The organism is Pseudomonas lundensis (assembly GCF_015377145.2).
In the GTDB taxonomy this organism is placed as follows: Bacteria; Pseudomonadota; Gammaproteobacteria; order Pseudomonadales; family Pseudomonadaceae; genus Aquipseudomonas; species Aquipseudomonas lundensis.
The window spans coordinates 1239100-1264184 of the sequence record NZ_CP062158.2; the positions used below are offsets into that span (position 1 = coordinate 1239100).

General features: G+C 58.4%; 20 protein-coding genes and 3 tRNA genes. 7 read left to right on the plus strand and 16 right to left on the minus strand.

Annotated elements, in window-relative coordinates; genetic code table 11:
- Window positions 1-27 precede the first annotated feature (27 nt).
- The 5 genes from tsaA to rimO form a co-directional block, all read right to left on the minus strand.
- Window positions 28-723, minus strand: a complete 696-nt coding sequence (gene tsaA / locus IF654_RS06095; RefSeq protein WP_047282307.1) for a tRNA (N6-threonylcarbamoyladenosine(37)-N6)-methyltransferase TrmO — start codon at window positions 721-723, stop codon at window positions 28-30.
- Window positions 724-775: 52 nt separating this feature from the next.
- Window positions 776-1237, minus strand: a complete 462-nt coding sequence (locus IF654_RS06100) for a YehS family protein (protein WP_047274152.1) — start codon at window positions 1235-1237, stop codon at window positions 776-778.
- A 75-nt stretch (window positions 1238-1312) separates the two neighbouring features.
- The gene (locus IF654_RS06105; protein ID WP_047274154.1) at window positions 1313-2023 is read right to left on the minus strand and encodes an rRNA pseudouridine synthase; all 711 of its coding nucleotides are present in this window, start codon (window positions 2021-2023) and stop codon (window positions 1313-1315) included.
- A 50-nt stretch (window positions 2024-2073) separates the two neighbouring features.
- Window positions 2074-2559, minus strand: a complete 486-nt coding sequence (locus tag IF654_RS06110) for a GNAT family N-acetyltransferase (RefSeq protein WP_070413723.1) — start codon at window positions 2557-2559, stop codon at window positions 2074-2076.
- A gap of 104 nt (window positions 2560-2663) precedes the next feature.
- Window positions 2664-4001 (minus strand): 30S ribosomal protein S12 methylthiotransferase RimO, encoded by a 1338-nt coding sequence (gene rimO / locus IF654_RS06115; RefSeq protein WP_047274158.1) that lies wholly within the window; start codon window positions 3999-4001, stop codon window positions 2664-2666.
- 291 nt (window positions 4002-4292) lie between these two features.
- Between rimO and IF654_RS06120 the strand changes: the two genes are divergently transcribed.
- A complete protein-coding gene (locus tag IF654_RS06120) occupies window positions 4293-6194 on the plus strand; it encodes a potassium transporter Kup (protein WP_047274160.1) in 1902 nt (633 codons plus the stop codon).
- A 67-nt stretch (window positions 6195-6261) separates the two neighbouring features.
- On the opposite strand, the gene IF654_RS06125 is transcribed toward IF654_RS06120, so the two are convergent.
- The 5 genes from IF654_RS06125 to IF654_RS06145 form a co-directional block, all read right to left on the minus strand.
- Window positions 6262-7542 (minus strand): virulence factor family protein, encoded by a 1281-nt coding sequence (locus tag IF654_RS06125; RefSeq protein WP_194862665.1) that lies wholly within the window; start codon window positions 7540-7542, stop codon window positions 6262-6264.
- Complete coding sequence (gene mprF, locus IF654_RS06130) at window positions 7542-10184, minus strand: bifunctional lysylphosphatidylglycerol flippase/synthetase MprF (RefSeq protein WP_047274162.1); 2643 nt, start codon at window positions 10182-10184, stop codon at window positions 7542-7544. Before mprF ends, IF654_RS06125 begins: the two co-directional genes overlap by 1 nt.
- Window positions 10185-10443: 259 nt before the next feature.
- Window positions 10444-10520: transfer RNA gene (locus IF654_RS06135), tRNA-Met, on the minus strand.
- A 147-nt stretch (window positions 10521-10667) separates the two neighbouring features.
- Window positions 10668-10744, minus strand: a tRNA-Met gene (locus IF654_RS06140).
- 197 nt (window positions 10745-10941) lie between these two features.
- Window positions 10942-11018: transfer RNA gene (locus IF654_RS06145), tRNA-Met, on the minus strand.
- Window positions 11019-11302: 284 nt separating this feature from the next.
- Here IF654_RS06145 and dinB point away from each other — a divergent pair.
- On the plus strand, window positions 11303-12370 hold the full coding sequence (gene dinB / locus IF654_RS06150; protein WP_047274163.1) for a DNA polymerase IV: 1068 nt from the start codon (window positions 11303-11305) through the stop codon (window positions 12368-12370).
- Between the two features lie 8 nt (window positions 12371-12378).
- On the opposite strand, the gene IF654_RS06155 is transcribed toward dinB, so the two are convergent.
- From IF654_RS06155 to IF654_RS06170, 4 genes are all read right to left on the minus strand, one after another.
- A complete protein-coding gene (locus IF654_RS06155; protein ID WP_047274165.1) occupies window positions 12379-13332 on the minus strand; it encodes a hypothetical protein in 954 nt (317 codons plus the stop codon).
- 19 nt (window positions 13333-13351) lie between these two features.
- Window positions 13352-15067, minus strand: coding sequence for a proline--tRNA ligase (locus IF654_RS06160; protein ID WP_194862664.1), 1716 nt, complete (start codon window positions 15065-15067; stop codon window positions 13352-13354).
- A 103-nt stretch (window positions 15068-15170) separates the two neighbouring features.
- On the minus strand, window positions 15171-16715 hold the full coding sequence (locus IF654_RS06165; RefSeq protein ID WP_047274169.1) for an AmpG family muropeptide MFS transporter: 1545 nt from the start codon (window positions 16713-16715) through the stop codon (window positions 15171-15173).
- A 42-nt stretch (window positions 16716-16757) separates the two neighbouring features.
- The gene (locus IF654_RS06170) at window positions 16758-17111 is read right to left on the minus strand and encodes an MGMT family protein (protein WP_070413720.1); all 354 of its coding nucleotides are present in this window, start codon (window positions 17109-17111) and stop codon (window positions 16758-16760) included.
- 165 nt (window positions 17112-17276) lie between these two features.
- Here IF654_RS06170 and IF654_RS06175 point away from each other — a divergent pair, with 165 nt between their 5' ends.
- Window positions 17277-18290, plus strand: coding sequence for a DUF481 domain-containing protein (locus tag IF654_RS06175; RefSeq protein WP_047281158.1), 1014 nt, complete (start codon window positions 17277-17279; stop codon window positions 18288-18290).
- Between the two features lie 123 nt (window positions 18291-18413).
- Here IF654_RS06175 and IF654_RS06180 read toward each other — a convergent pair whose 3' ends face one another.
- A complete protein-coding gene (locus tag IF654_RS06180) occupies window positions 18414-19172 on the minus strand; it encodes an SDR family oxidoreductase (protein ID WP_047274175.1) in 759 nt (252 codons plus the stop codon).
- A 156-nt stretch (window positions 19173-19328) separates the two neighbouring features.
- Here IF654_RS06180 and IF654_RS06185 point away from each other — a divergent pair, with 156 nt between their 5' ends.
- The 4 genes from IF654_RS06185 (at window position 19329) to groL (ending at window position 22828) form a co-directional block, all read left to right on the plus strand.
- Window positions 19329-20054, plus strand: a complete 726-nt coding sequence (locus tag IF654_RS06185) for a HugZ family pyridoxamine 5'-phosphate oxidase (protein WP_083334096.1) — start codon at window positions 19329-19331, stop codon at window positions 20052-20054.
- A 71-nt stretch (window positions 20055-20125) separates the two neighbouring features.
- On the plus strand, window positions 20126-20599 hold the full coding sequence (locus tag IF654_RS06190; RefSeq protein WP_047274179.1) for an FxsA family protein: 474 nt from the start codon (window positions 20126-20128) through the stop codon (window positions 20597-20599).
- A gap of 242 nt (window positions 20600-20841) precedes the next feature.
- Entirely contained in the window at window positions 20842-21135 is a 294-nt protein-coding gene (locus IF654_RS06195) for a co-chaperone GroES (RefSeq protein WP_016779794.1), read from the plus strand.
- 49 nt (window positions 21136-21184) lie between these two features.
- Window positions 21185-22828, plus strand: coding sequence for a chaperonin GroEL (gene groL / locus IF654_RS06200; protein ID WP_047274181.1), 1644 nt, complete (start codon window positions 21185-21187; stop codon window positions 22826-22828).
- A gap of 195 nt (window positions 22829-23023) precedes the next feature.
- Here groL and IF654_RS06205 read toward each other — a convergent pair whose 3' ends face one another.
- Window positions 23024-24973, minus strand: a complete 1950-nt coding sequence (locus IF654_RS06205; RefSeq protein ID WP_047282313.1) for an LTA synthase family protein — start codon at window positions 24971-24973, stop codon at window positions 23024-23026.
- Window positions 24974-25085: the final 112 nt, after the last annotated feature.

Here is a 25085-nt window from a genome sequence, read left to right on the forward strand (position 1 = left end):
CTGCGCGGGCTTTTTGCTGTCGGTTACTTAACGCGCGGCAATGACCTCAAGTACGCGGATCATGCCCGGTTCCGGGTAGTGCCAGCGCACATCCAGGTCCCAAAACTGTGCGCCGTACTCACGTTGCGCTGTTGGCGTCTGGTAGGCCGGACGCGGGTCTTGGGCCAGGCACTGTTCAATCAGTTCCACCAGCGGTTCCTGAAGACGCAGCCCGTGGCTCTGTGCCTGCTGCAACGCCGTGTCCGTCCAGCTCACAGGAATCAGCACCGGCGCTGCACTGGCCATGCTGTTACTCGCGCCGGCGATGATGTCGGCGTAAGGGACGTAGGGTTTGATATCGAGAATCGGTGTGCCGTCGAGCAGGTCGATGCCCGAGACATGCAGCCGATCAGCCTCGACCTTGTCCAGCTTGACCACGGACTGGCCTATGCCGTTCGGGCGATGGGTGGCGCGGGTCGCGAATACCCCCATGGAGGTGTTGCCTCCCAGGCGTGGCGGGCGCACCTTGAGCCGCGGCTTGTCCTCCAGGGCCTGATGGAACACAAACAGTAACCAGACGTGGCTGACCTGTTCCAGGCCTTGCACGGCATCGCCCTGATTGAACGGGGCGATCAGCTCCACGACGCCACGGGCCGCGGGCGCCAGTTGGGGCTGGCGCGGGATGGCGAACTTCTCCTTGAAGCAGGAGCGCACAAAACCTATCGCAGACACGTTGTAGGTCATGAAGTTGAAGCCTTGGACAACGAGGACATGGGCTGTTTCAGTGCCTCAGGGTTTAGCCGCGAACACGCAGGGTCAGACCCTTGAGGAAGTTGCGCAACAACTGATCGCCACAGGTGCGGTAATTGGTGTGGCCAAACTTGCGGAACAGTGCGCTCAGCTCTGGCTTGGACACCGGGAACCCTGCCGACTTCAAAATGGCATGCATGTCGTCTTCTTTGAGTTCGAAGGCCACACGCAGCTTTTTCAGAATGGTGTTGTTGGTCACGGGCAGTTCCACCGGTACGGGTGGGCGGCTTTCATCCTTACCGCGCTTGAAGAACACCAGCCCGTCGAGGAAGTGCGCCATCACGTTGTCCGGGCAACGCACAAACCCTTCTTCTTCGTCTTTTTTCAGGTAAGTCAGCACGTCTTCTTTGGTGACGTCCAGCCCACCCAGCTTGATGATGTCGACCACTTTGTTGTCGCTGATGTCGAGCATGTAGCGCACGCTGCGCAGTACGTCGTTATGAATCATGTGAGCAATCCTGATAGTCAGCAGTGAGCACCGCAGGCGTGCTGCGGTGTCGAAATGTGCGGGGTTGAGCTGTCGTTAAAACTTTTCTTTGGCTGTCATGTAGCGCCATTGCCCGACGGGCAGCTTGCCCATCGACACGCCGCCAATACGGATGCGGCGCATTGAAATCACGGTCAGGCCCACGGCCTGGCAAAACAGGGCGATGACACCCGGCTGCGGGTTTTTCATCGCAAAGCGCAGGCGGTTCTCACTTTGCCAGCTGGCTTTGACCGCAGGCAGTTCGCGACCCTTATAGGTCATGCCATGGTTGAGGCGATTCAAGCCATGAGGCGCCATCTCACCGGAGACTTCGACCACGTATTCCTGCTCGATCTTGCTCGCGTCGGCCGTCAGCTTGCGGACGATTTTCCAGTCCTGGGTAAACACCAAAAGACCGCTGGCGTTGGCTTGCAGCTCATTGCCCACGCTCAGGCGCAGGAAGTGGCCCTTAAGTGGGCGCTTGCCATAGCGGTGCTCTTCGCTCAAGGAGTCCGGGCCGATCAGTGCCATGGCGCTGTCGGTGTCCAGCCCGGCGGGGGCATTCAGCAGAATGGTCACGGGTTCAGGCGCGGTGGCCTTGGCTTGCGGGTCCAGCTCGACTTTTTGGTTGTCGACCTTGAACTGCGGTTCGTCGATGACTTCGCCATCTACCGTGACCCAGCCACCTTCAATGAACAGTTCGGCCTCACGGCGGGAGCAGCCGACGAGTTCGATGAGGCGTTTGGAGAGACGTATCGGTTCAGACATGACAAGGGCCGTAATGTAATTGGGCGGCTATTGTACCCGCCTCGGGCCGGTTAAGCCCGGCAACATTTGTCCTGGCTTCGGGTTGCGCGCTTATATCGCAGGTGCAGCAGCGGATAGGGCTCGCCCAGACCGTCTGTTTCGCTGCGGCCGATCACTTCAAAGCCTTGTTTGAGGTAAAAGCCGATGGCCTGCGGGTTCTGCTCATTCACATCGAGTTCAATCGCGTTCAGCTCATTGATGGCAAACATCAGCAAGCTCTTGCCCACGCCGTGTCCCCGGTAATCGGGGTGAATAAACAGCATTTCGACCTTGCGCGCCGCCACCCCGGCAAACCCTGCAATGCGCTTGTTCACAGGGTCGCGGCAGCACACCAGCATCACGGCATCCAAGTAGCGATGCTCCACCAGCTCTCTAAGCTCCTGAATGTAGCTGCGGGGCAAAAAATCGTGGGTGGCGCGAACCGATGCTTCCCACACATTGGCGAGTTCATTGAAATCTTTGAGGCTCGGTGTTTGAACGACCCAAGTCGGCTTCATTCTGAGCAGGTCTCCTCATCCGTGATTAAGGGCATGGCTTAACAATAGTCGTAAAAAAAGCCCTGACGCGAGCGCGGCAGGGCTTTTTGAGAGCTGATTGCGTGTTACAGCGCTTCAGCCCACAAGTCATATTCGTCCGCATCGGTGACACGGCACATGATCTTGTCACCCGGCTTGATGTCTTTTTCGGTGGCAATAAACACATTGCCGTCGATTTCCGGTGCGTCGAAGAAGCAGCGGCCCACTGCGCCTTGCTCGTCCACTTCGTCGATCAGGACTTCGATCTCCTTGCCGATTTTCATCTGCAAGCGTGCGGCGCTGATGGCTTGCTGATGCGCCATGAAGCGTTCCCAACGATCCTGCTTGATCTCGTCTGGCACGACGTCCAGGTCCAGATCATTGGCCGGTGCGCCTTCTACCGGCGAGTACTGGAAGCAGCCTACGCGGTCCAGTTGCGCTTCAGTCAGCCAGTTCAGCAGGTACTGGAAGTCTTCTTCGGTTTCGCCGGGGAAGCCGACAATGAAGGTTGAGCGGATGATCAGGTCCGGGCAGATTTCGCGCCAGTTCTTGATGCGGGCCAGGGTCTTGTCTTCGAACGCCGGGCGCTTCATGGACTTGAGCACTTTTGGGCTGGCGTGCTGGAACGGAATGTCCAGATACGGCAGGATTTTGCCCGCTGCCATCAAAGGAATCAGCTCGTCCACGTGCGGGTACGGGTAAACGTAGTGCAAGCGCACCCAGACACCCAGCGTGCTCAAGGCTTCACACAGCTCGGTCATGCGGGTTTTGACGGGGGCGCCATTCCAGAAGCCGGTGCGGTATTTCACGTCCACGCCGTATGCGCTGGTGTCCTGGGAGATGACCAGCAACTCTTTAACCCCGGACTTGACCAAGCGTTGAGCTTCGTCCAGCACATCGCCTACCGGACGGCTGACCAGTTTGCCGCGCATCGAGGGAATGATGCAGAAGCTGCAGCTGTGGTTGCAGCCTTCGGAAATCTTCAGGTACGCATAATGACGCGGGGTCAGCTTGATGCCTTGGGGCGGCACCAGATCGATCAGCGGGTTGTGATCCTGACGTGGCGGTACGACTTGGTGCACGGCATTGACCACTTGCTCGTATTGCTGAGGGCCAGTCACCGCCAGCACGCTTGGGTGCACGTTGCGGATATTGCCTTCTTCGACGCCCATGCAGCCGGTCACGATGACCTTGCCGTTTTCCTTGATGGCTTCACCGATGACTTCCAGCGACTCAGCCTTGGCGCTGTCGATGAAGCCACAGGTGTTGACCACCACGACGTCGGCGTCCTGGTAGGTGGAAACGACATCGTAGCCTTCCATACGCAGCTGCGTCAGGATGCGCTCGGAGTCGACCAGCGCTTTCGGGCAACCCAGAGAGACGAAGCCAACCTTGGGGTTGGCTGGCGTGGTAACGGTGGACATGGCGAACCTCGGTATGTAGTGACGTTACATGCCCGTAAAGGCTGCACGACGAACGGACGCTTGATGCGCCTCTAGTGAAAAAAAGTGCGCAATTTTAGCTATGGTCAACGCACTTGACCAGCGTTATACGGGGATTTACGACGAGTGCTGCGCTATGCTGCGCGCCGTTGCGAAAGTAGGGTTTTTAACCTGCGATTTTTCGTAGATAACAGTCAGACAATCAGCGCATGCTGCCGATCAAGCGTAGCGCTCGCCATTAAGTAACGTAGACCAGAGTTGTAGGAGTGGTTGATGGGGCAGGCAAGTAGTCAGGCGGCAGAAAGCGGGCATTCCACAGCCAGGCCGATTGGGATGCTGGTTGCAGCAGTCGGGGTGGTCTACGGCGACATCGGGACCAGCCCGTTATATACCCTCAAAGAGGTGTTTTCCGGTGCTTACGGGGTTCAAGTCAACCACGACGGCGTATTCGGCATTTTGGCGCTGATCCTCTGGTCACTGATCTGGGTGGTGTCAATCAAGTACGTGCTGTTTATCTTGCGTGCCGACAACCAGGGCGAGGGCGGCATCATGGCCCTGACCGCACTGGCACGTCGTGCCGCGTCTCCCTATCCCAAACTGCGCACGATGCTGGTCATCCTTGGGCTGATCGGCGCGTCGTTGTTTTACGGCGACAGCATGATCACCCCGGCCATTTCTGTGTTATCGGCAGTCGAGGGGCTTGAACTGGCCTTCGACGGGCTGGAGCACTGGGTGGTGCCGCTGGCCTTGATTGTGCTGGTGTTGCTGTTTTTGATTCAGCGGCATGGCACCGCCAGTATTGGCAAGCTGTTTGGCCCGGTGATGGTGGTGTGGTTTGTGGTGCTGGGCGGCTTGGGTATCCACGGGATCGCGCAACACCCTGAAGTGCTCCACGCGCTGAACCCAATATGGGGCGTGCGTTTCTTTGTGTCCCACCCGGGCATGGGGGTGGCCATTCTGGGTGCGGTGGTGCTGGCCTTGACCGGTGCCGAAGCGCTGTATGCCGACATGGGGCACTTCGGGCGCAAACCGATTGCCCGTGCCTGGTTCATTCTGGTGCTGCCAGCGCTGGCGCTGAACTACTTCGGTCAGGGTGCGCTGTTGCTGGAAAACCCCGAAGCTGCGCGCAACCCGTTTTATCTGCTGGCCCCGAGTTGGGCGTTGATTCCTTTGGTGGTGCTGTCGACGCTGGCCACGGTGATCGCGTCGCAGGCGGTGATTTCAGGGGCGTTCTCCCTGACCCGTCAAGCCATTCAGTTGGGGTACATCCCGCGCATGCATATCCAGCACACCTCCAGTGACGAGCAGGGCCAGATTTACATCGGTGCTGTGAACTGGTCGCTGATGGTCGGTGTGATTCTGCTGGTGCTGGGCTTTGAGTCCTCGGGCGCACTGGCTTCGGCCTATGGCGTGGCGGTGACCGGCACCATGCTGATCACCAGCATTCTGGTGTCGGCTGTGATGCTGTTGCTGTGGAAATGGCGGCCGATCCTCACGGTGCCGATTTTGGTGGGTTTTCTGCTAGTGGACGGGCTGTTCTTTGCTGCCAACGTGCCGAAAATCGTGCAGGGCGGGGCCTTCCCGGTGCTGGCCGGTATTGTTCTGTTCGTGCTGATGACCACCTGGCGACGGGGCAAGCAATTGCTGGTGGACCGTCTGGACGAAAACGCATTGCCGCTGCCGCTGTTCATCAGCAGCATCCGCGTGCAGCCCCCGCATCGCGTGCAAGGCACGGCCGTGTTCCTGACCGCAAGGCCGGATGCCGTGCCCCACGCGTTGCTGCATAACCTGCTGCATAACCAGGTATTGCATGAGCAAGTGGTGCTGTTGACGGTGGTCAACGAAGACTCGCCGCGGGTGCCAGCCGAACGGCGTTTTGAAGTGGACGCCTATGGCGACGGTTTTTTCCGGGTGATCCTGCACTTTGGCTTCATGGATGAGCCCGATGTGCCGCAAGCATTAAAGCTGTGTCATCTGGATGAACTGGATTTCAGCCCGATGCGCACCACGTACTTTCTCAGTCGCGAGACCGTGATTCCCTCCAAACTGGTGGGCATGGCGCGCTGGCGCGAGGGGTTGTTTGCGTTCATGTTGAAAAACGCCAACGGCAATCTGCGATTCTTCAAATTGCCGGTCAATCGGGTGATCGAGCTGGGCACACAGGTCGAAATCTAGCCTGAAAAAAAGCCCGGCCTCGCAAGAGGTCGGGCTTTATTGTGTGCGGCTGTCAGCGTTATGAGCGTTACTGAGCGGCGGCCTGATGCGTCTTGATCAGGTCGACCAGGCGCTGGGCCAGGGCCGGGTAGTTTTCATCGAAGTGATGACCGCCCGGCAGCTTCAAGCCTGTGCCTACAGCGGTTTTGGCCGTACAGCCGCTTTCGTCGACTTCCTCTTCGCCATAAATGCACACCACCTTGGCAGCGGGCAGTTTGGCCATTTCCGGGCCGGTGTCGGCTTCGGCGCCCGCTTTGCCAAGCCAGCCATCGACGTGGATCTCGAAACTGCCGCTGCGCGCAAAAGCCAGCAGGAGGATGGAGTCAACCCGGTTCTTCTCGGCTTCCGGCAAACGGTTATACGTGGCGGGCAGTACGTCAGCGCCGAACGAATAGCCCACCAGGACAAAGCGCTGGGTGCCCCATTTCTGGCGATAGTGCTGCATCAGTTCAGTCAGGTCGGTGGCGCTCTGTTCCGGGGTTTTGTGCTGCCAGTAGTAGCGCAGCATATCGATGCCTACCACCGGAAAGCCGATCTTGGCCATTTCGCCCGCCACGTCGCGGTCCAGGTCACGCCAGCCGCCGTCACCGGACAGGAACAGGGTCACGGTGTCGTTTTGCTGGCCCGCGGGCACTTCAACCACGGGCATGTTCAACCCGCCGTTTTCGGTGCCCACCAGTAGCTTGCGCAGCTCGTTGCTCAGCACTTGCGCAAAGTGGATGTCGTAATCGCTGATGCTGGTCTGTGCGTTCGGTTGATCGCGCACGAAAGCAGCGCTTGGATCGTCGGGGTTGTCGTTCCAGGCCACCAGCCAGTTGCCATGGACTGCGGACGCGGGCAGCGGCAGGGCGCACCCCGGCTGTTCCAGTGCGAACCCCACCGACACTGCCCGGGCGTTGTCGCTGGTTTGCCCGGCGAGCCAGCGCCATGCCAGGCTGGCACCGGGGCCAATGCCGCTGACCAGCGTGGCAGGCCCTTTGAGTTGGCTCAGGGCGCTTTGCAGGGCTTGCTGTTGCAGCGTGCAGTCATCCTTGGGCACGATCACTTGAACCAGCTGCGCAGCCCCGCCACGGCTCAATGCCAGCAGTTGCTTGTCATTCAGCGCTTGGTCAGCGGGCGTGGCGATGACGACCTGTGCGCGGGCCTTTTCGCCCGGCATGACGTTTGTCAGTGTGGAGCCGTCGGCTTGACTGACATGTTCGATTGTTGGTTCAGGCGCGGGGCGGTTCCACCATGCATACCCGCCTGCGGCCAGCGCTACCACGACCACCAGAGTTACCAGCAACAACCGCCAGGAACGATGTTTCATTAACGTTTCACCAATCCAGTCAAGCCGCCCGCGATCAGGGCGGCGGTATCAGCCAGTGCGACCAGCGGATCAAGCCCGGCAGGCACGGCCATGTATCGAGGTTCCCAGTCGGGCTGGAATTTGTCTTTAAATCGGCGCAATCCCTGGAAGTTGTACAGGTGCTCGCCGCGCTGGAACAGCATTGAGCCCAAGCGCTGGGTCAACGGCGCGCCGCGCCGGGGTTGCAGGCCCGACAACGGCACCATGCCCAGGCTGAAGCGGGCGTAGCCGTGCTTCTTATAGTGTTGAATCAGGCCGACCATCATGAATTCCATGGTCAGTTTCGGCGCGTCCGGGTGCGCGCGCATCAGGTCCAGGCTCGACAGCTCATGGCTGTGGGTCTCCAGCAGGTTGGCAAAGGCCACCGGCTTGCCTTCGAAACGAATGATCGCCACCCGAAAATGCCGAATGTACGCTTCGCTGAATCGCCCGAGGGAGAAGCCTTTTTCACGCACGTTTTTGCCAGTCAGCCACGCATCGGAAATCACCTTCAGTTCATCCATCGGTGCCTCGCCCGGCTCGTGGATCTCCAGTGACAGCCCGTCACGGGTGCCGCGGTTCCAGGTGTAGCGCAGGTCTTTCATCTCTTTGCCTTTGGCATCGAGATCAAAGCGGTGCAGGTCGACGCGGGCTTCTTCGCCAAGTTTGATCGCGGTCAGGCCGATGTCCATGTAGAACGGCAGGTTTTCAGCGCGCACCTGATAAAACACCGGGCGGGCGTGGAAGGTGTCGCACAGGTCGCGAAATTGCCAGATCAGTTCGGCGCGTTGCTGATTGGGGCCGATGGGGTCATACAGCGCAACAAGGCTGCGACCGCGACGGGCATACATCAGAAAGGCGTTGTCGTCCGGGTGGAAGAGCAACGCTTTATCGCCGGTCAGGGCCAGGCCGCCGTCAGGTTGATCGGAAGCGAGGAGGATTTTCTCTGCGCGTTCCAACTCGCTGGCATCGGGCAGATGGATCACCGGGCGGGCCGTGCGCAACAACCAGGTCAGCGACACCACCACCAGCACCACCGCAGCGCCTAGCAGCGAGCGCAAACCGCGAGGCGCGTCTGCGTCCAGGGTGAACTGCCACCACAACTGATGGCTGTAAGGCACATCTTGGTAGGCGAACAGCAGCAGCCAGATCGACGCCGCCAATACACACAGGCTGGCAACCAGATAAAGCGGCGAGAACGGCAGTTCGGTCAAACGGCTCGGGCGGTAGAACGAGCGGCGAAACAGGGCCAGCAAACTGGCCGTGAGGGTCAGGATGCAGGCTTCTTCCCAGTCGAAGCCTTTGAGCAGCGACAGCACGGCGCCGACCAGCAGCAAAACGGTGGTGAGCATCCAGGCGGCCGATAAGCGTCGGCGCAAGCCTTGAGCCAGCAACAGACACAACACGCCAATCAGGCTGGCGCCAAAGTGCGACGCGTCGATCAGACGATGGGGGATGAGAAAGCCGATGTGTTCCAGGCGCGTGTCGATTTCAGGCGTGGCGCCGGAGAACAACAACACGACACCGGACATGAACACCAGAATCGCCAGAATCGGTGCCGCAAGCCCAGAGGCTACGCGCAGGCTTTGGCGGGTCTGGATCAAGCGTTGCGCTTCATTGATAAGCAGCATCAGGCAGGCAATCAGCAGCGGCAATATCACGTAGATCATGCGATACAGCAGCAACGCCGCGGCCAGCGGGGCGGCGCCGAGCGTGTCGGCAAACGCGGCCAGCAAAATGGCTTCGAACACCCCGACCCCGCCGGGGACATGGCTGAGCACGCCTGCAGCCAGGGCCAGCAGATAGACCAACAGGAAGGCACCGAAAGGCGGAGCTTCTGGCAGTAACAGATAGAGCACGGTGGCAGCGGCAGCCACGTCCAGCGCGGTAATCAGCAGTTGCAGCCATGTCAGACGCAGGCTGGGCAGGCGCAGGGTGCGTCGGCCGGCTTTCACCAGCAGGTTGTCGGGGATCGGTTGTTCGGGCAGGCGTCGGCGGTAAATGCCCAGCGCGAGCAGGCCGAACAATGCCAGCACTGCGATGGCAATCGCCCCCAGTACATAAGTTGGAAGGTGCAGGGCGGCAGAGGCGGCGGGCAGGTTGCTTAGTGTCGCGAGGGCTGCCAACGGCGGTAGAGCGCATCCCAATGACAAGCTGGCGAACAGCGTCATGTGTGCGACTTCCGAGGCGCCTACGCCTTCACGTGCGTACAAGCGGTAGCGAACCGATCCGCCGGAGAGCAGCGACAGCCCGATGGCATTGCCAATCGCAAAGGCAGTAAACCCGCCAAGCGCCAGGGTCTTGGGCGGCAGTTTGACACCTGCGTAACGGCTGGCTGACCACTCGTACCCCAGCAAAATGACAAAGCCGACTGCTGTGGCAGCCACGGCGCCAAAAAGTGCGGGTTTGGGCACTTCCAGAATCGAGTCGTGCAATGCGCTCAGGTCCAGCTCACTGAGCAAGTGTCGACACGCGATCAGGGCGATTGCGAACAACAGCAGGGTGAGGGCAAGTCCGATGGGCTGACGGTATTTGCTCAGCAAATCCAGCCAGCGCAAACGCGCCGCGGCAATGGGCTGGGCTGCAGTAACGGAGTCTTTAGGGAGTGGCGAATTATCGGGCATCAATCACCTCGTGGATCGTGCGCGATAGGATGGATGCATCGACTCAAGTTACCAATCCTTTTGGTTAAAATATTTTGAAATACTTTCAGCCGTTTGCCTGAGGTTCAGGTTGCGAGCTTGAAAAGAGGGGCGTCGTGGGGATTGAGCATAGGCGGGCGAACTTTCAGAAATATGTCGTTTATTGTCAATAAACGTCTGCCGCTCACTTTTTGAGCGCACACAAAAAAGGCCACTCTTTCAAGTGGCCTTCTTCGATGTTTGGTTGCGGGAGCCGGATTTGAACCGACGACCTTCGGGTTATGAGCCCGACGAGCTACCAGACTGCTCCATCCCGCGTCTGTGTGGGCGCATTCTACAGAGGAACTCAAATGTGTCAACGTCTAATTGACTCTGCGGTCGAATTAGACGGGTTTGCGTGACGGTAAGGGTAAAAGTAGACGCGCACAAAAAAGGCCACTCTTTCAAGTGGCCTTCTTCGATGTTTGGTTGCGGGAGCCGGATTTGAACCGACGACCTTCGGGTTATGAGCCCGACGAGCTACCAGACTGCTCCATCCCGCGTCTGTGGGGCGCACTCTACAGTGATGAGCTGAGGAGTCAACCTTTAATGCATAAATGCAGGCAATTAGATGAAATGCTGTTGGTTGTCTGCGTGAATCAAGCGCGGGAACGAAATGAGTAATGCCGGGCGCCGCAGGGTACGCAGAAACTGACGCGCACAAAAAAGGCCACTTTTTCAAGTGGCCTTCTTCGATGTTTGGTTGCGGGAGCCGGATTTGAACCGACGACCTTCGGGTTATGAGCCCGACGAGCTACCAGACTGCTCCATCCCGCGTCTGTGGGGCGGATTCTACAGCGATACGCGCATGTGTCAAACGTTAATTTAGAAAAAAGTGTTCTGGTTCAATTGGTTAGGCCGTGATTGAAGTTATATGAGGGTCTGCAGGCCACGTGGTATGGGAGTTTGCTCTATTAAAGGGGTGAGTTCGATAGGGGAAATAAATATGTGCCGCTGTAGAACCACGCTGGTCGGGGATGCTGAAGACTACTGGTGCTATATACAGTTGCGGATGACATACTGGCGGCCCGCTTTGAACCTTAGAAAGAACGCCGCCCCACATGACGCAGCGAAAAATCATTCATGTCGACTGTGACTGTTTCTACGCCGCCATTGAGATGCGTGATGATCCGAGCCTGGCAAACAAGCCTATGGCGGTCGGAGGCTCAGCAGATCGGCGGGGCGTGATCTCAACGTGCAACTATGAAGCGCGGGCTTATGGGGTGCGATCGGCCATGTCCTCGCGGCATGCGCTGAAGCTGTGTCCGGATCTGGTGATCGTGCATGGGCGGATGGACGCTTATAAAGAAGCATCCCGCGAGATTCACGGCATCCTGCGCGATTACACCGAGTTGATTGAGCCGTTATCGCTGGATGAGGCTTATCTGGATGTGTCGGACAGTCCGCACTTCGCCGGCAGTGCCACGCGCATTGCTCAGGATATCCGGCGCAGAGTTTCCAATCAGTTGCACATCACGGTCTCGGCCGGGGTGGCGCCTAACAAGTTTCTGGCAAAAATCGCCAGTGACTGGCGCAAGCCCAACGGGTTATTTGTGATTACCCCAGATCAAGTGGACGATTTTGTCTCTGCGCTACCGGTCAACAAGCTGCATGGCGTAGGCAAGGTGACCGCCGACAAGCTGGCGCGGCTGGGGATCGAGACCTGCCTGCAATTGCGCGATTGGAGCAAGCTGGCGCTGGTGCGTGAATTCGGCAGCTTTGGTGAGCGGTTGTGGGGGCTGGCGCGAGGCATTGATGAGCGCCTGGTGCACAGCGACAGTCGCCGTCAGTCCGTGAGTGTTGAAAACACCTACGACGTCGACTTGCCGGATCTGGCGACCTGCCTGGAAAAACTCCCGGAACTGCTCGACACCTTGAATGGGCGTATCGGGCGGCTGGACGCGAGTTACCGTCCGGGCAAGCCGTTCGTCAAAGTGAAGTTTCACGATTTCACCCAGACCACGCTTGAGCAGTCGGGGGCCGGAAGGGATCTGGAGAGTTATCAGGGCCTGTTGAGTCAGGCCTTTGCGCGCGGCGCCAAACCCGTTCGATTGCTCGGGCTTGGCGTGCGCTTGCAGGATTTGAGTACCGGGTTTGAGCAGTTGGAGTTATTTGACGGGCGCTCGTAGCGCGCCCCTCAACTTACGCCGGGGTCTGCGACCAGCCGACCGGCGTTTTTGGTCAGAGACTGAAGGAATTCACGCTGCAACTCAGGATCGTTGCGTGTGAGTTCGATCAGGCTCTGTTCCAGTTCGCTGGCTTCTTCTTCAAGGCCTAACTCAGACAAGCGTTTGACCCGATGCACCCATTGGTTGACATCGTCACCCTCAAGGTCGTCGAAGATCAGGTTGTGCGCTTCCAGCAGTTTGCCGCGCAAGTGGCTGCTGATTGAGAGGGTTGAGTCGGAGTGCGTCTCGTCCTGTGCGTCCTCTACCGTGATCGTCAATTTGCCGACGTGGTTGAGATCCTGTTCGGCAAAAGGGCCGTCCAGCAGGTTGAGGCGTAACACGCCATTGCGGTCAGTGGTCAGTTCGTGGGTCTGTTTGCCCGCTGTCACCGCTACGGGACGTTCAGCCCACGGCAGGCTGGAATACTCCAGACGAGAATCGCGCTGGACGTCTTCGATCCCGGCCAGGCTCTGTTGGGCCCGGCCATTGGATTGCACGTTCATGGCCGGATTCAGCCCGTCAACGCCATAGCTGAGCCAGTCTCTGGTGACGCTGTCCGGCAATTGCCCGAACATGAAGATGTTCAGCACATTGGCGCCGACCCCCGCAACCACTGCCACAGCCCCCAATGGCACCTCGTAGATTTCTCTCCAGGGCTGGTAAGGGGTGTAGCGGTCGTAACGGCGGGTGACATCGAACTCGGTGACTTCGAAGGTCTTTTGCTCGTTGATGCGCACACGACGTTGCGGCAACTCCAGAACAGCCGGCGAACCCACATCGATGAGCAGGCTGTGGGACAGCAGTTTGCGCTCGATGCGCTCCTCGTGCTCGCTGCGTTGCGACATGTGGTTGGCACAGCCGTTCAACAGCAGGGCGCCGCACATGGCGGCGCCCCCGAGGGTTAAGGTACTTCGATTGAACATGGCGTCTCTATATTCGGGTTCAGCGACGGATGCGTGCCTGAAGGAAGGCCAGGACGTCAGCCACGGGCAGGGCTTGCGGCTCTGCTTCGGTGCGACTCTTGTACTCCAGGTTGCCTTCGGCCAGGCCACGGTCGCTGACTACGATGCGGTGCGGGATGCCGATCAGTTCCATGTCGGCAAACTTGATGCCGGGGCTGGTTTTCTTGTCGCGATCATCCAGCAGCACTTCAAAGCCTGCCGCTGTCAGTTGGGCATACAGGGTGTCAGTGGCTTCGCGCACCGCTTCGGTTTCGTAACGCAGCGGCACCAGCGCCACCTGGAACGGCGCCAACGCATCGCTCCAGATAATGCCGCGCTCGTCGTTGTTCTGCTCGATGGCAGCGGCAACCACGCGCGACACGCCAATGCCGTAGCAGCCCATGCTCAGCGTGACCGGCTTGCCGTTCTCGCCCAGCACCTGACATTTCATGGCTTCGCTGTACTTGGTGCCCAGCTGGAAAATGTGCCCCACTTCGATGCCGCGCTTAATTTCCAGCGTGCCTTTGCCGTCCGGGCTCGGGTCGCCCGCCACGACGTTACGCAGGTCGGCAACCGTCGGTACTGGCAGATCACGCTCCCAGTTCACGCCGAAGTAATGCTTGTCGTCGATGTTCGCGCCCACGGCGAAGTCGCTCATCATTTCGACCGAGCGATCGATGATGCAAGGCAATGGCAGGTTCATCGGGCCCAGCGAGCCTGCACCGGCACCGATGGCCTCGCGCAGTTCGGCATCGCCCGCCATGACCAGCGGGCTGGCCACCAGCGGGTGGTTGGACGCTTTGATTTCGTTCAGTTCGTGGTCGCCACGGATGACCAGCGCAATCAGCTTGCCTTCTTCGGCAGCGTGGACGATCAGGGTCTTGACGGTTTTTTCAATCGCCAGGCCATGGCCTTCGACCAATTGCTGAATGGTTTTGGCGTCCGGGGTGTCCACCAGGCGCAGCGTTTCAGTGGCAGCCGGGCGCACGGTTTCAGTTGGGATGGCTTCGGCTTTTTCAATGTTGGCCGCGTAGTCAGAGCCGTTGCTGAACACGATGTCGTCTTCGCCCGATTCAGCCAGTACGTGGAACTCGTGGGAGCCGGCGCCGCCAATGGAGCCGTTATCGGCTTCAACCGGACGGAATTTGAGGCCCAGACGAGTAAACACGTTGCAGTACGCTTGATGCATGCGGTCGTAAGTGACCTGCAGCGAGGCGTCGTCTGCGTGGAAGGAGTACGCGTCCTTCATGATGAATTCACGGCCGCGCATCAAGCCGAAACGTGGACGGATTTCGTCACGGAACTTGGTCTGGATCTGATACAGGTTGATAGGCAGCTGTTTGTAGCTGTTCAACTCGTTGCGGCATAGATCGGTGATCACTTCTTCATGGGTCGGGCCCACGCAGAACTCACGGCCATGACGGTCTTTAAGGCGCAGCAGCTCGGGGCCGTACTCTTCCCAGCGCCCGGATTCTTGCCACAGTTCGGCCGGTTGGATGCTCGGCATCAGCACTTCCAGAGCGCCTGCAGCGTTCATTTCTTCACGAACAATGGCTTCGGCCTTGCGCATGATGCGCAGGCCCATGGGCAGCCAGGTGTACAGGCCGGAAGCAAGTTTGCGAATCATGCCTGCGCGCAGCATCAGCTGATGGCTGATAACGACCGCGTCCGATGGCGTTTCTTTTTGTGTGGCGAGCAAATATTGACTGGTGCGCATGGTTAGCCGGTGCCGTTGCTGATGACTAGAAATGACTGGGCATTGTACGGGCGAGATGTGCTTGCGTACAGGCCGGGCGGGGGAGGCTGGCTCCCCCGAGTGTTTACGGGGCTTTTTGGAGGTCGACAGGCGGTTTTTGCCGTGCGCGGCGGCTCTCTTGATACCAGTGCAGGCTGATCAGCAGCAGCGTGGGGATGCCCATCACCGCCGTAATGATGAAGAAGTTGTGGTAGCCGAACTTCTCGACCAGAACGCCGGAGTAACCCCCCATCAGACGCGGCAGCAGCAGCATGATGGAACTGAGCAGCGCGTATTGAGTGGCGGAAAACTTGAGGTTGGTCAGGCTCGACAGGTAGGCCACGAACGCCGACGTGGCGAGGCCGGAGCTGAAGTTGTCGAGTGAAATCGTGACAATCAGCATCTGCAAGTTCGGGCCCATGTCGGCCAGCAGCATGAACAGCAGGTTCGTCCCGGCCGACGCCGCGCCGCCAATGAGCAGGATCGGCAAGATACCGAAGCGCACGATCAGCAGGCCGCCCATGCCTGCGCCCACGAGGGTCATGATCAGGCCGAAAATCTTGCTGACCCCGGCAATCTGATCCTTGGTAAAGCCCTGGTCGATATAGAACACATTGGCCATGACGCCCATGACCGTGTCAGACATGCGGTAGGTGGCGATCAGGCCGAGCAGCAACAATGCTTGCCACCGATAACGCACGATAAAGTCGTTTACAGGGGTAAGCACGGGCGCCAACCCGCGTCGTCCGATTGACGACAGGCACATCGCGGTCAGCAGGGTGTAAAGAATCGCACGCAGAAAAGCTCGGTCTTCCAGCAGTAAATCAAGAGGTGTCTGGTCACCAAAGAGCACACTTGCGAAATCGGTGTTGTAGAGCTGGGTAAACATCGCGGGGAACGAGACCAGCAGCACAATCAGTACGAATACCGATGCCAGTTGATGGCCGAAGCCGTATCGCCCGGCGGACAACTGCGTGCGCAGGGGCACGGGCGGTTCGCGCATGAAAAAGGTGGTCAGCAGGGCCGGGACCATCAGCACCCCGAACAGCACGTAGGTGCCGGTCCAGGCGGAGTGTTTGTAGTTAAACCCGGTGGAGCCGAATCCTTCCGCGAAAAACAGGGCGCCGGCCGTGGCCAGCAAGGCGGCTACCCGATAGCCCGACATGTAGCTGGCGGCGAGTGCGGCCTGACGGCTGTCTTCCGCAATCTCCAGGCGGTACGCGTCGACGGCAATGTCTTGGGTAGCCGAAGCAAAAGACACGACTACGGCAATGGCAATCAGCCAGGACAGATGTTTTTGCGGGTCACAGAACCCCATGCCGACCAGGCCCAGAATGACCAGCGACTGCGACAGAACCAGCCACGAACGGCGGCGGCCGAGCCTACCCAGCAAGGGCAGGCGCCATTGGTCGAGCAGGGGTGACCACACCCACTTAAAAGCGTATGCCAGGCCGATCAGGCTGGCATAACCAATGGTTTCGCGGGCCACACCGGCTTCGCGCAACCAGACGGAAAGCGTTGAGAACACCAGCATGTACGGCAAGCCGGCGGCAAAACCGAGCAACAACAGCACAAGAGTCGAGGGGCTGGCATAGGCAGCGAGCGCGGCGCGCCAGGTTTTACGGGGCATGGGCTGGAGTCTGCCTCAGGTTACGGAAACAAAGGGCGCACTCTAACCGCAGTGCTCTATCGGGCGCCAGCCATGGCGTTGTATATCCACGCGATTATTCACAATGCTCAGCCCTTCATCGCGAAGCCGCGCGCGCTGCTCGTCCCCTGACCGCGAACCTGCTGGCAAACTGATACGCCCGCCCGCGGCCACGACACGGTGCCACGGCAAGCGCGAGCCTTCCGGTAGCTGGCTGAGTGTGCGCCCGACCCACCGCGCTGCCCGGCCCAGGCCCGCCAGCCCGGCGAGCTGACCGTACGTCACCACAGAGCCTGCGGGCACCTGCATCAGCGTTGAATAGAGGGCTTCGCGCCGAATATCGGCTGGCGTTTGAGTGGGAGATGGGTCGCAATTCACGTCAGGTTTCTTTATCGAGTTGGCTGGGGTGTATAGCTGAAGGCATTTCTGTCAATTGGACTAATGAAGGAACTACATCCTTTTCAGCCGGTCTTTCTTTGCCTGGGGCGTGTCCATCTGGATAATGCCGGCATTCTTTCGCAAACCTGAGTTTCGCATCTGCTTATGTTGTCCAGAACCCTGTTATGCCTCGCTGTGTTGAATGTGTCCACGCCTTTGCTTGCTGATACGGTCTGGTTGAAAAACGGCGACCGCCTGAGCGGCAAGATCAAAGTGTTTGATGGCGGCAAGTTACTTATTCAAACCAAATATGCGGGGGCCATTCCCATTGATTGGAAAGAGGTTAAAACCCTTGAGAGCGATCAGGAGTTATTGGTCAAACAGGATGAGTACACGGGCGAAAAAGCCAAATCGCTAAAAGCAGCCGAGGACGGCAAGGTCACGCTGGCCAATGGTGATGCCCCCAGAACAGTCGACCTGGCAAGCATTCAACAGATCATCAAGCCCAAACCGGTGATCGAAGATCTGGTCTGGAAGGGCAATATAGATGTGGCCCTCGACTACAAGCGTGCCGACAAAGACACCGACGACTACGACATCGACTTTAAAACCACTGCCCGTCACGGTGCCTGGCGTCATCACGCTGAAGGCGAATATAACCGCGAGTTCCAGAACGATGTGGTCACCACGGATAACTGGAGCGCTGAATACGCCCTTGACCACTTCATTGATGAAAAGTGGTATTGGCAAGGTCGCCTGACGTACAAGCGTGACAAGGTCGAAGATATCTCCCGTCAGCGCACCGTGGGTACGGGTCCTGGCTATCAGTTCTGGGATGACGAGCTTGGCGCGTTTTCACTGGGCTCACTGGTGAACCGCACGGATTACGAATATTCAGACGGCAAGAAAGACAACTTCTATTCCTTGGCCATGCGTTGGGACTACAACCGTTATTTGCTGGGCAAGACGGTGTCGCTGTTCACCAATGGCGAAGTGGGTAAACCGTTGGCCAGTGCCTCGGATTACAGCCTTGAGGCTGAAATCGGCTTGCGTTACAAAGTCACCGAATGGGCCTCCCTCAACCTGAAAGCTGAGAAAGACCTGGTGGGCAGTGGCAGCGGGACTGATAACACACTCAACAAAACCCGCTACACCGCAGGTTTTGGTGTGACCTGGTAATCAGTCAGCCTAGGCATATCGGCTGCCGAAACTGCCTGTATGGGCAGTTTCGGTGCCTAATGCTTGCTGCGTGAATGGCATTGCCCGAAACAACTGCCCGGACGGGCGCGGCGCAATCGCGGGTTAAATTCGCAGCCCGCCATCCAGCTCCAGGATTCGGCCGCTGTAGTAGTCGTTTTCAAAGATATAAGCCGCTGAATGAGCGATTTCTTCGACTTTGCCCATGCGCTTGAGCGGGATGAACGACGTCATTTTCTCCAGGGCTTCCGGTTTCATGCCCAGGGTCATTTCAGTTTCGATGAAGCCCGGTGCAATGCCCGCGACCCGAATGCCATAACGAGCGAGCTCTTTGGCCCAGGTCACGGTCGCAGCGGCTACGCCAGCTTTGGCCGCCGAGTAGTTGGTCTGACCCACGTTGCCGGCCCGTGAGATGGACGAGATATTAATAATCGCCCCCTGATTGTTCAGCTCAACCATTTTGGCGGCGACTTCACGGGTGCACAGGAACACACCGGTCAGGTTCACATCAATCACCGCCTGCCACTGCGCCAGGCTCATCTTGGTGATCTCGCCGTCTTTAACCTTGAGCAACATGCCATCGCGCAGGATGCCGGCGTTATTGATCAGGCCGTGGATTGCACCAAAGTCATCGGCAATCTGTGACACCGTTTGGGTGACCTGCTCTTCATCCGCCACGTTGCACAGATAGGCCCGGGCTTCGACGCCTTGGGCCTGGCAGGCCGCTACGGCGACTTCGAGCTTTTCGGGGTTCAGGTCAACCAGCGCCAGCTTTGCGCCTTTGGCCGCCAGATACTCGGCCATGGCACGACCTAGTCCTTGGCAACCGCCAGTGATAATGATTACTTTGTCTTTAAGTTGCATGACAGCCCTCGGCAGCAATTCATCGGAGTGATTCCTTACACTGCCTTTGATCGACGCCGGGGGAGTGGTCGTCTATCAAATACAGCCCTGAGTGCGGGTGTAATGCATGCCCTGAACTCGTCCGTTTTCGACGGATTTTTTATAAGGAGTCACAGATTGAGCGTTGAAGCTGCCAAGCATGCCCGAGAATTACTGCTCAAGGAATACCGTGGAGCACTGGCGACGCAGTCCAAGGCGATGCCGGGCTTCCCATTCGGCTCGGTGGTGCCGTATTGCCTGGACGATCAAGGTCGTCCCTTGATTCTCATCAGCCGCATTGCCCAACACACCCATAACCTGCGTCAAGACCCCAAGTGCTCGTTGATGGTTGGCGAGCGTGGGGCAGAGGATGTACAGGCTGTAGGGCGTTTGACCGTGATGGCCGAAGCCGAGCAGTTGACCGATGCGGCGGCCATTGAAGCGGCTGCCGAGCGTTATTACCGCTACTTCCCCGAGTCCCGCAGCTATCACACGGCCCACGATTTTGATTTCTGGGTGCTAAAACCGGTGCGCCATCGTTATATCGGCGGGTTTGGTGCCATCCACTGGCTGGATCAGGTGACGTTGGCCAACCCGTTTGCCGGGCAGGTCGAGCTGCGCATGGTTGAGCACATGAACGACGACCATGCCAATGCCATTCAGCATTACGTGCAGTTAGCCGGGTTGCCGCAAACCGCACCTGCCGTGCTGGTCGGAATAGACAGCGAGGGCATGCATTTGCGCATCGGTGAGGGGCTTTATTGGCTAGGCTTTCCTGAGAGCTGCAACACCCCGATACAAGCGCGCGAAGCCTTGGTTCTTCTGGCCCGCGCCAGCGAATGGCCGAAAAAACAGCCAGCCTGACCTTGAATTCAGCGCCAAGCGCCGTCATCTAGGTTGAGTTGGAAGATATTCTTCCGGAGAGGAATCACTTGATGCGCGCTTTTCTATTGCTCTTTCTGTTGTTTCCCGTGCTAGAGCTGTACGTCTTTTTCAAGGTCAGCACCGCGATTGGTTTTTTCCCCGCGTTGTTGCTGATCATTGCTGGCTCCATGCTGGGGATTCTTGTGGTGCGGGTCGCCGGATTGGCGACGGCACTCAGCGCGCGCGAAAGTTTGAATCGCGGCGAGTTACCTGCCGAACAAATGCTCCACGGTTTGATGATGGCGTTGGGCGGTGGCTTGCTGGTGCTGCCCGGCTTTATCAGCGACATCGCCGGTTTGCTGTTGCTGCTGCCACCGGTTCGCGGTCTGCTGGTCAATCGCTTGCGCAAACGCGCTGAAGAGCAAGCCATGCGCCAGCGTGCCTTTGCGGATGAATTCGATGCCACGGCGCGTCCCGGTACACACCAGCCCTTGGGGCGTGAACCCAATGTGATCGAAGGTGAGTTTGAGCACCGCGACAAGTAAAACGCTTCAGCTTTTACAGCACGGCACTTCGGTGCCGTGTTCGTTTTTAGCCGCAGGAGCGCGCAAAAAAAATCATGGGTCGACCCTTGTAATCACCACGGTCGCCCTCATGTAACGGACACCGCAGGGTTTTGCTGGCAACAGCAAGCACTTATCCGCGAAACACCCCCGGCAATTCCGGACTTGTAAACCCAGCCGGTATGACACCGGCCGATGAACACCACAATTAGGAGAGATCGACAATGAAGCTTCGTCCTCTGCATGACCGCGTCGTAATCCGTCGCAGCGAAGAAGAAAAGAAAACCGCTGGCGGTATCGTTCTGCCTGGTTCGGCTGCCGAAAAAGCCAACAGCGGTGAAGTGATCGCCGTGGGCACGGGTCGAGTTCTGGACAACGGTGAAGTGCGTGCGCTGGCCGTGAAAGTGGGTGACAAAGTCGTGTTCGGCCCTTACTCCGGCAGCAACACCGTGAAGGTAGACGGCGAAGACCTGTTGGTAATGGCTGAGAACGAGATTCTCGCTGTTATCGAAGGCTGATTTCCCGCTCATTTTCCCGTTACTACACAGTATTTAAGGAAGAACGATCATGGCTGCTAAAGAAGTTAAATTTGGCGATTCCGCCCGTAAGAAAATGCTCGCCGGTGTCAACGTCCTGGCTGACGCAGTAAAAGCGACCTTGGGCCCTAAAGGCCGTAACGTGATCATCGAGAAGAGCTTCGGCGCTCCGACCATCACCAAGGACGGCGTGTCCGTTGCTAAAGAAATCGAGCTCAAAGACCGCTTCGAAAACATGGGCGCGCAACTGGTTAAAGACGTTGCTTCCCGTGCCAACGACGACGCTGGTGACGGTACTACCACTGCAACCGTTCTGGCTCAATCGATCGTCAACGAAGGCCTGAAAGCCGTCGCTGCCGGCATGAACCCGATGGACCTCAAGCGCGGTATCGACAAAGCGACCATCGCTATCGTCAAAGAACTGCGTGAACTGGCCAAGCCTTGCGCTGACAGCAAAGCGATTGCTCAGGTAGGTACTATCTCTGCCAACTCCGACAACTCCATCGGCGACATCATTGCCGAAGCCATGGAAAAAGTCGGCAAAGAAGGCGTGATCACCGTTGAAGAAGGCTCGGGCCTGGAAAACGAACTGTCTGTGGTTGAAGGCATGCAGTTTGACCGCGGCTACCTGTCCCCTTACTTCGTGAACAAGCCAGACACCATGGTGGCTGAGCTGGACGGTCCGCTGATCCTGTTGGTTGACAAAAAGATCTCCAACATCCGCGAAATGCTGCCAGTCCTGGAAGCCGTTGCAAAAGCCGGCCGTCCACTGCTGATCGTGGCCGAAGACGTTGAAGGCGAAGCCCTCGCGACGCTGGTTGTGAACAACATGCGCGGTATCGTGAAAGTCGCTGCCGTAAAAGCACCTGGCTTCGGCGACCGTCGCAAAGCCATGCTGCAGGACATCGCCGTTCTGACGGGCGGTACCGTTATCTCCGAAGAGATCGGCCTGAGCCTGGAAAGCACCACCCTGGAGCACCTGGGTAACGCCAAGCGCGTGATCCTGTCCAAAGAAAACACCACCATCATCGATGGTGCTGGCAACGATGCGGACATCCAGGCACGTGTGACCCAGATCCGTGCACAAGTGGCTGATACCACTTCTGACTACGACCGTGAAAAACTGCAAGAGCGTCTGGCCAAGCTGTCCGGCGGTGTTGCTGTGATCAAGGTAGGTGCCGGTTCTGAAGTTGAAATGAAAGAGAAGAAAGCCCGCGTTGAAGACGCCCTGCACGCTACCCGTGCAGCCGTTGAAGAAGGCGTGGTACCTGGCGGTGGCGTGGCACTGGTTCGCGCTCTGCAGGCCATCTCTGAGCTTAAAGGCGACAACGCTGATCAAAACGTCGGTATCGCGCTGCTGCGTCGTGCAGTAGAAGCGCCTCTGCGTCAGATCGTTGCCAACTCCGGTGACGAGCCAAGCGTCGTGGTCGACAAAGTGAAGCAGGGTTCGGGTAACTACGGTTACAACGCGGCCACTGGCGAATACGGCGACATGATCGAAATGGGTATCCTTGACCCGGCTAAAGTGACCCGTTCGGCTCTGCAAGCGGCTTCGTCGATTGCCAGCCTGATGATCACCACTGAAGCGATGATCGCCGAGATCCAGGAAGACAAACCAGCTGGCGGCGGCATGCCAGACATGGGCGGCATGGGTGGTATGGGCGGCATGATGTAAGCCAGCCTTACCCCGATACGCAAAAGCCCCGCCTGAGTAATCAGGCGGGGCTTTTTATTGTCTGCGGTTTTAGGAAGGCTCCCTGTTCAGGTCGTTAGCGGCGCAACATGCTCTTGAAGTGGGGAACACCTGCTGCCGTGGTCAGGCGATCTCACGGCTGCGTGCCGTTTTAAGGCACGCAGCTGCGCTTTCGCTTTAGCGTTTTGTGACCTGTTCGGGCACAGCCTGTACGGGTTTCCAACTCAATAACTGCTGTTTGTAGCCATAACTGGCGGTCTGGTAATAGGTGATTGCCCGCTCAATCAGCGCATCAGTGGCCGGTACGCGGGATTCAACACTGGCGGTCAGTGCCTGGTCGTGGCGACGCAAGCCTTGGCGCGGGCTCAAAATCGCCAGATCGTTGCCGTCGAAAAGCCCCAGGTGCTGGTAGTTGCCCACCACCACCCGTGGCGGCAGCGGGTTATCTTGCAGCAGGTTGCGGCCGAAAAACGTGGACTGATAATCCATGTTCAACAGGCCGAGCAGGGTCGGCGCCAGGTCGATCTGGCTGGCCAGTTGTGCGCTTTCCCGGGCCTGGATCAGCTTGGGTGCATAGATGAACAGCGGGATCTGGTAATTGGCGATCGGCAGGTCTTCTTTGCCGGCGCTCCCCGCCGTGTGGTCGGCCACGAAGATGAAGATCGTGTTGTCGAACCACGGTTTCTTGCGGGCATCGTTCAGGAACTGGCCGATAGCGTAGTCAGTGTATTTCACCGCGCCGTCACGGCCATTCCCCGACTTGATATCGATTCGGTTGTCCGGGTACGTATAAGGACGGTGGTTTGAGGTGGTCATCAATTGCAACAAAAACGGCCTGTTCTGCGCATAGTCAGCATCGGCCAGTTTCAGGGTTTCGCGGTACAGGTCTTCATCGGCCATGCCCCACGCGTTTTTGAAGTGAATGTCAGCTTCGTTCACGCTGCTTTGGTCCACCACGCGGTAGCCGTTACCGCTGAAAAACGCATTCATGTTGTCGAAGTAACCACGGCCGCCATACACAAACACACTGTCGTAGCCGACGGCGTTGAGTTGCTGGCCCAAGCTGGCAAAACCGCTTTCCCGGCCAATACGTTTGACGATGGAGCGTCCCGGTGTCGGTGGAATGGCCAGCGTAATGGCTTCCAGGCCGCGATCGGTGCGGGTGCCGGTGGCATAAAAGTTATTGAAATACAGGCTTTCTTGGCGCAACCGGTCAAGGTTCGGCGTGAGCTGGCGATCATCGCCGTTGCTGCCCAAGTACTTGGCGCTCAAGCTTTCGATGGTCACCAGCACAATATTGGGCTGGATGGGCGACCCGGGGTTGTCGATCGTGCGGCGGATATCCAGCGGGTCTTTGCCCACAAACGTCGCGTTGGGCTCTGTCAGCTCGGCGCGCAATTGTTTGGCCACCACCTCAGCGGGCAAGCTGGTGTAGAACTGCGAGTAATCCAGCTCGTTGTTGCGAAAGGCCGCGAAAAATTGATAAGGCCCGTTGCTTGCCAGTTCGTGCTGGTAGGCATTGCCGCCTTGGCCACGCGGGTTGTCTTGATCGAGCAGTTGCGCGCTCAGGCCAGCAAGCAGCGCCAGACCGGCGAAGCTGGCCACGCGGGTGCGCACCGTGGGCAGTGGCGCATTCATGGCGGCATTGAAGGGTTTGCGCAGAGCAAAGCACAAGGCAATGGCCGTCGCTGCAATGGCGCTGAGCAAAGCACCTATTGGATAGGACTCCAGCACGTTATTGAGCACTTCATCTGAATAGACCAAGTAGTCGACAGCGATGAAATTGAAGCGCACGCCGAACTCGTCCCAGAACAACCACTCCGCCACGGCCGTGAAGAGCATGGCAAATATGCTGACACCCAGTAACCCTTGCAGAAACCAGCGATGCCCCCGTCGACGCCACAGCGCAGGCGGGCACAACAACAGATAAAGGCCCAGAGGCAACGCGGCGTAAGTCAAAAACCCAAGGTCGTAGACCAGGCCAACGCCCACTACCGGCAGCCATTGGTGTCCCGCTTCCCCCCAATGGGTGGCCAGCAACAGGCTTCGGGTCATGAGAAAGGTTGCCAGCCAACAGCCTGTCAACAGAAGGAGATAGCGCATTGGCGCGGTGTGCAGCAGACGCATGGTTGTTTTTCCGTAAACCCGTGGGGTGCGCAAGTCTGCTGAGGGGGCTGTCGGCCACTTGTGAACCGCAGGTGAAAAAAATGTTAAGCCTTGATGACACTCAACTAAATAG

Coding starts and splice junctions, on each gene's coding strand:
- IF654_RS06125 (WP_194862665.1), bottom strand. CDS start 7,542: ATGAAACATCGTTCCTGGCGGTTGTTGCTGGTAACTCTGGTGGTCGTG.
- IF654_RS06160 (WP_194862664.1), bottom strand. CDS start 15,067: ATGCGCACCAGTCAATATTTGCTCGCCACACAAAAAGAAACGCCATCG.
- groL (WP_047274181.1), top strand. CDS start 21,185: ATGGCTGCTAAAGAAGTTAAATTTGGCGATTCCGCCCGTAAGAAAATG.
- rimO (WP_047274158.1), bottom strand. CDS start 4,001: ATGTCCACCGTTACCACGCCAGCCAACCCCAAGGTTGGCTTCGTCTCT.
- dinB (WP_047274163.1), top strand. CDS start 11,303: ATGACGCAGCGAAAAATCATTCATGTCGACTGTGACTGTTTCTACGCC.
- IF654_RS06180 (WP_047274175.1), bottom strand. CDS start 19,172: ATGCAACTTAAAGACAAAGTAATCATTATCACTGGCGGTTGCCAAGGA.
- IF654_RS06175 (WP_047281158.1), top strand. CDS start 17,277: ATGTTGTCCAGAACCCTGTTATGCCTCGCTGTGTTGAATGTGTCCACG.
- IF654_RS06165 (WP_047274169.1), bottom strand. CDS start 16,715: ATGCCCCGTAAAACCTGGCGCGCCGCGCTCGCTGCCTATGCCAGCCCC.
- IF654_RS06155 (WP_047274165.1), bottom strand. CDS start 13,332: ATGTTCAATCGAAGTACCTTAACCCTCGGGGGCGCCGCCATGTGCGGC.
- IF654_RS06205 (WP_047282313.1), bottom strand. CDS start 24,973: ATGCGTCTGCTGCACACCGCGCCAATGCGCTATCTCCTTCTGTTGACA.
- mprF (WP_047274162.1), bottom strand. CDS start 10,184: ATGCCCGATAATTCGCCACTCCCTAAAGACTCCGTTACTGCAGCCCAG.
- IF654_RS06120 (WP_047274160.1), top strand. CDS start 4,293: ATGGGGCAGGCAAGTAGTCAGGCGGCAGAAAGCGGGCATTCCACAGCC.
- IF654_RS06190 (WP_047274179.1), top strand. CDS start 20,126: ATGCGCGCTTTTCTATTGCTCTTTCTGTTGTTTCCCGTGCTAGAGCTG.
- tsaA (WP_047282307.1), bottom strand. CDS start 723: ATGACCTACAACGTGTCTGCGATAGGTTTTGTGCGCTCCTGCTTCAAG.
- IF654_RS06105 (WP_047274154.1), bottom strand. CDS start 2,023: ATGTCTGAACCGATACGTCTCTCCAAACGCCTCATCGAACTCGTCGGC.
- IF654_RS06195 (WP_016779794.1), top strand. CDS start 20,842: ATGAAGCTTCGTCCTCTGCATGACCGCGTCGTAATCCGTCGCAGCGAA.
- IF654_RS06100 (WP_047274152.1), bottom strand. CDS start 1,237: ATGATTCATAACGACGTACTGCGCAGCGTGCGCTACATGCTCGACATC.
- IF654_RS06110 (WP_070413723.1), bottom strand. CDS start 2,559: ATGAAGCCGACTTGGGTCGTTCAAACACCGAGCCTCAAAGATTTCAAT.